General features: G+C 57.5%; 2 protein-coding genes. One reads left to right on the top strand and one right to left on the bottom strand.

Going from position 1 to position 3,720, the window contains the following annotated elements; genetic code table 11:
- Nucleotides 1–150: 150 nt before the first annotated feature.
- On the bottom strand, nt 151–2,625 hold the full coding sequence (locus tag ACW9JC_RS29255; protein WP_457459393.1) for a UvrD-helicase domain-containing protein: 2,475 nt from the start codon (nt 2,623–2,625) through the stop codon (nt 151–153).
- A gap of 279 nt (nt 2,626–2,904) precedes the next feature.
- Here ACW9JC_RS29255 and ACW9JC_RS29250 point away from each other — a divergent pair, with 279 nt between their 5' ends.
- Nucleotides 2,905–3,600, top strand: coding sequence for a pirin family protein (locus tag ACW9JC_RS29250; protein WP_338580826.1), 696 nt, complete (start codon nt 2,905–2,907; stop codon nt 3,598–3,600).
- The last annotated feature ends 120 nt before the right edge of the window (nt 3,601–3,720 follow it).

The following is a 3,720-nucleotide window of genomic DNA, read 5'->3' as shown; positions in this document are numbered from 1 at the left end:
CCAACCACACCACCCGTTAATCAGTATTGCAAAAATGGGGGTGACCATAGATTTTCTTGGGTAAAGGTCAAAAGATCGCAGCCTTCGGCATCTCCTACATTGGAATGCATATCCCTATAGGAGCTGCCGAAGGCTGCGATCTTTCAAGATTTACGCCGAAGCTTTGCCCTGCCGATGATCGGCGAAAAACGCCTTGCCCTTGCCGATCCGGTCCGAAGCCTTGGGGCTGTTCACCGCCTGATTGTCCTGCCCATCGACATACCAATAGCAATGACTCACGGCCCGGGTGATGCCTACATAGGCCAGGCGCAGGATTTCGTCCTTTTGCGCGTTGTCGTACGGTTCGCTGTCGCCGGCCTTGCCCAATCCGGCCATTCGATACACCTGATTCTTGTAAGGTGAACTGGTCAGGTGCTGGCAATCGCCGAGCAGGAAAACAGCATCAGCCTGCAAGCCCTTGGCGCTGTGGTAGGTCAATTGTTTCAGGCGTCGAGACTCGTACGGCAAGCTAGAATCAACATTAACTACAGGCTGAATATGTTCTTCTATCAATAACTTATCGCTACTTTTTCGATAAAGCATCAAGATCGAATCGCCCTTTCTGTAATGCTCCATCAGGCGCTGAGCCATGCCCGAGTCGTCTCGATCCAGCACATTCACCGGCAGTAGATCCTTCGGCTCGCCGCTGGCCTTGGCCTTCTTGCCGGCAATCGCCGGCGCGGCACGCACGATGTGCTCCGCGGCGTCGATGATGTGCTGGTGACTGCGGTAGTTGTCGCTGAGCATCACCTTGGTCGTACTCGGCGAGGAAAATTCCTTGTTGAACTCCATGAAGTAACTCGGCGAACTCCCGCGCCAGCCGTAAATCGACTGCCAGTCGTCGCCGACGCACAGCAGCGATGAGCGTTGGGCGCCTCGCCCGACATGCATCGCCGGGCCGCGACTGCGGATTTCGCCCAGGCTGGCGCGAATCCAGGAAACGATCTGCGGCGATACGTCCTGAAACTCATCGATCATCAGGTGCGACAGCGGCCGCAGCAACTCATCACTCAACAGCTTGAGGTTTTCCGGTGAATGCTCGCTGAACAAGGCGAACATCCGGTTGTACGTCATGATCGGTGGCTTCTGATCGAGCAAATGATCTTCCAGCGCTCGCCAGTACAGACTGAGGGCCTCGAAGAAAAAACGGTCCGGGTCGTCCTTGCCAAAACTCATCTGGCCCACTGCCGTCGGCACATCCAGACCGAGGTTTTCGATGAACCCGGCGGCAGCGACAAAACAGTCGAGCAACGGCGCGGACGCAAGTTCGCCCTTGACCTTGTAATCGAAGCCCGGTCCGGCACTGGCGTCGCCAGCCAAGGAAGCCAGAACACGCTTCGATGACTCGTAACTATCAAGCCATATCAACGGCTTACGACAGAAAGCTTGAAACAGGGTGCGCTTTACCGCCCACTCTGCGCGCACCGTCAGCTTGGCATTCGGACGGGTAACCTGCGGGTTTTCCCGGGGGTCGAAGCCAAGTACCACCCAGGCATCCAGGGACGGAATGTAGCCGTGGCAATGGAATGTCGAACCGTTGATATCGAAGGTCTGGCGCTTGGGCTCGATGCCTTTGATTGGCCAGGCTTTGGCCCGAAACCACAAATCCTCAATCGTGTCGCAGAGTTCATCATCGCGCTTCGCGGCCAGTTCAGTCACGGCCATGCGTTTTTGCACGTCCGGGTGATCGCGCTCCAGCTCCTTGAGCTGCAAGGCGTGACGCGACAACGGCTTGATCAGTTCGCGGAAGCGTTCATCGCGGGTGTGCAACGCGTGGTAACAGGCATTGAGCTGCTGGCGTTGGGCGTCGTTGATGCGCAGGTCGAACGGATTGCTGTCCGCCTCTTCATCGCCATTTTGCGCACGCAGACTTAGGTTTTCGAAGGCTTGCAGGCGTTCGAAGCCCGGCAGGCTGCGAACCATCGGCAGAATTCGCGAGTGGAAGGTGCGCACCAATTCCCGCGCTTCCTTGAAACTGAGCGCCCGCCCCCAGAGCGCGAACAGTTCAATCAACTTGTTGATGAAGTCTTTGCGCGACTCGCGAGTGAACGTCACCACGGTCATCGAACTCAACTCGAACCCCAGATAGTGCGTCAGCAACACTATGCGCAGAACCAGCGTCGTCGACTTGCCCGCACCCGCGCCGGCGATCACCGATGTTGAAGGCGTGTCGCTGAAGATCATCTTCCACTGCGCAGCGCTGGGTTGTGCGTGGGCCGGCAACAATCGGGCGACGTCGGCTTTCATGCGCTTCTTCAATTCGGCGGTCAGCGGCAGACGCCAATCATCGAACAGATGATCATCGATATTGGGTGGCCGATGTTCAGTGCTGCGCGAGTCGCGGATCAGCAGGACCTGTCGGCCTTCTTCCAGCCCCTCGAGCTTGCCTTCCTTATAGCCATACTCAACGCCGGCCGTGTGGCCGCTGCGAAAGCCATCCGCCTGGCCATGTAGCCAGGAGGCGCGGTGTTGTGCGCGCAGTCGTGTCAGGCCATGACCAAAGAAACGGGCGGCCAGACGCTTGAGCAGCGGCATCTCGGCCAGAGGACGAAGTTCAGGCGGAAGATCGGGGGTGTGTTGCGACACGCGGACGGACTCCAGGGTGTGAGGCTGTTGAGGGCTATGGTGTCTTTATTTGCCGCCCAGTTCTAGTGAAATGCTTATGACTCATTGGCTTATGCGTTGAATTGAAGGCTGGGTGAGAATGTTTCGAGGTTATTTCATATCAAATCATTCGATGGTTATCAGGCATTTTTTACGCTTTTTATCGATTGTTGGCTGAAGGATGATGCCCGTCATCAACCACCGGTCTCGCTTCATGGCCCAGGCGCCCCGCCCCATGACGAACCTTTTCAGGAGACGATCATGCTTGAACTCAGACCTTTCAACTCGCTCGGCGGCGCACACCACGGCTGGTTGGATGCCCATCACCATTTTTCGTTCGCCGAGTACCACGATCCCAAGCGCATGAACTGGGGCAACCTGCGGGTGTGGAACGACGACGTGATCGCCCCCGGCACCGGTTTCCCGCAGCACCCGCACCGGGACATGGAAATCATCACTTACGTGCGTGAAGGCGCCATCACCCACCAGGACAACCTTGGCAACAAGGGCCGCACCGAGGCGGGTGACGTTCAGGTCATGAGCGCCGGCACCGGTATTGCTCACAGCGAATACAACCTGGAAGCGACGCCGACCAAGATCTTCCAGATCTGGATCATCCCCAATGAATCCGGCCTGGCACCGTCCTGGGGCGCCAAACCGTTCCCGAAGGGTGACCGCGAAGGTTTCGTGACCCTGGCCAGCGGCAAGGAAGGCGACGATCAAAGCTTGCGCATTCGTGCCGATGCACGACTGGTCGCGGCGAATCTGAAGGCTGGTGAGTCCGCTGAGTATCACTTGGACAACGGTCGCCGCGCCTACCTGGTTCCAGCTACAGGCGTCATTGAAGTCAATGGCTTGCGTGCACAAGCTCGAGACGGGATTGCGGTTGCCGATGAGCAGGTTTTGCGAGTGACGGCGATTGAGGACAGTGAGATCGTGTTGGTGGATCTGGCTTGATTCGATAGTTTTCGGGCAAAAAAAGGGGCGACCGGTAATGGTCGCCCCTTTTTATTCAGCAGTGCTTTGACTGACGCCATCGCGGGCAAGCCCGCTCCCACAGGGTATGGCGCAATCTTT

It is taken from the genome of Pseudomonas sp. SDO5591_S426, assembly GCF_054070755.1.
The sequence above is the reverse complement of the archived record's forward strand: the minus strand, read 5'-3'. Positions and strand labels throughout refer to the sequence as shown.

Coding starts and splice junctions, on each gene's coding strand:
- ACW9JC_RS29250 (WP_338580826.1), top strand. CDS start 2,905: ATGCTTGAACTCAGACCTTTCAACTCGCTCGGCGGCGCACACCACGGC.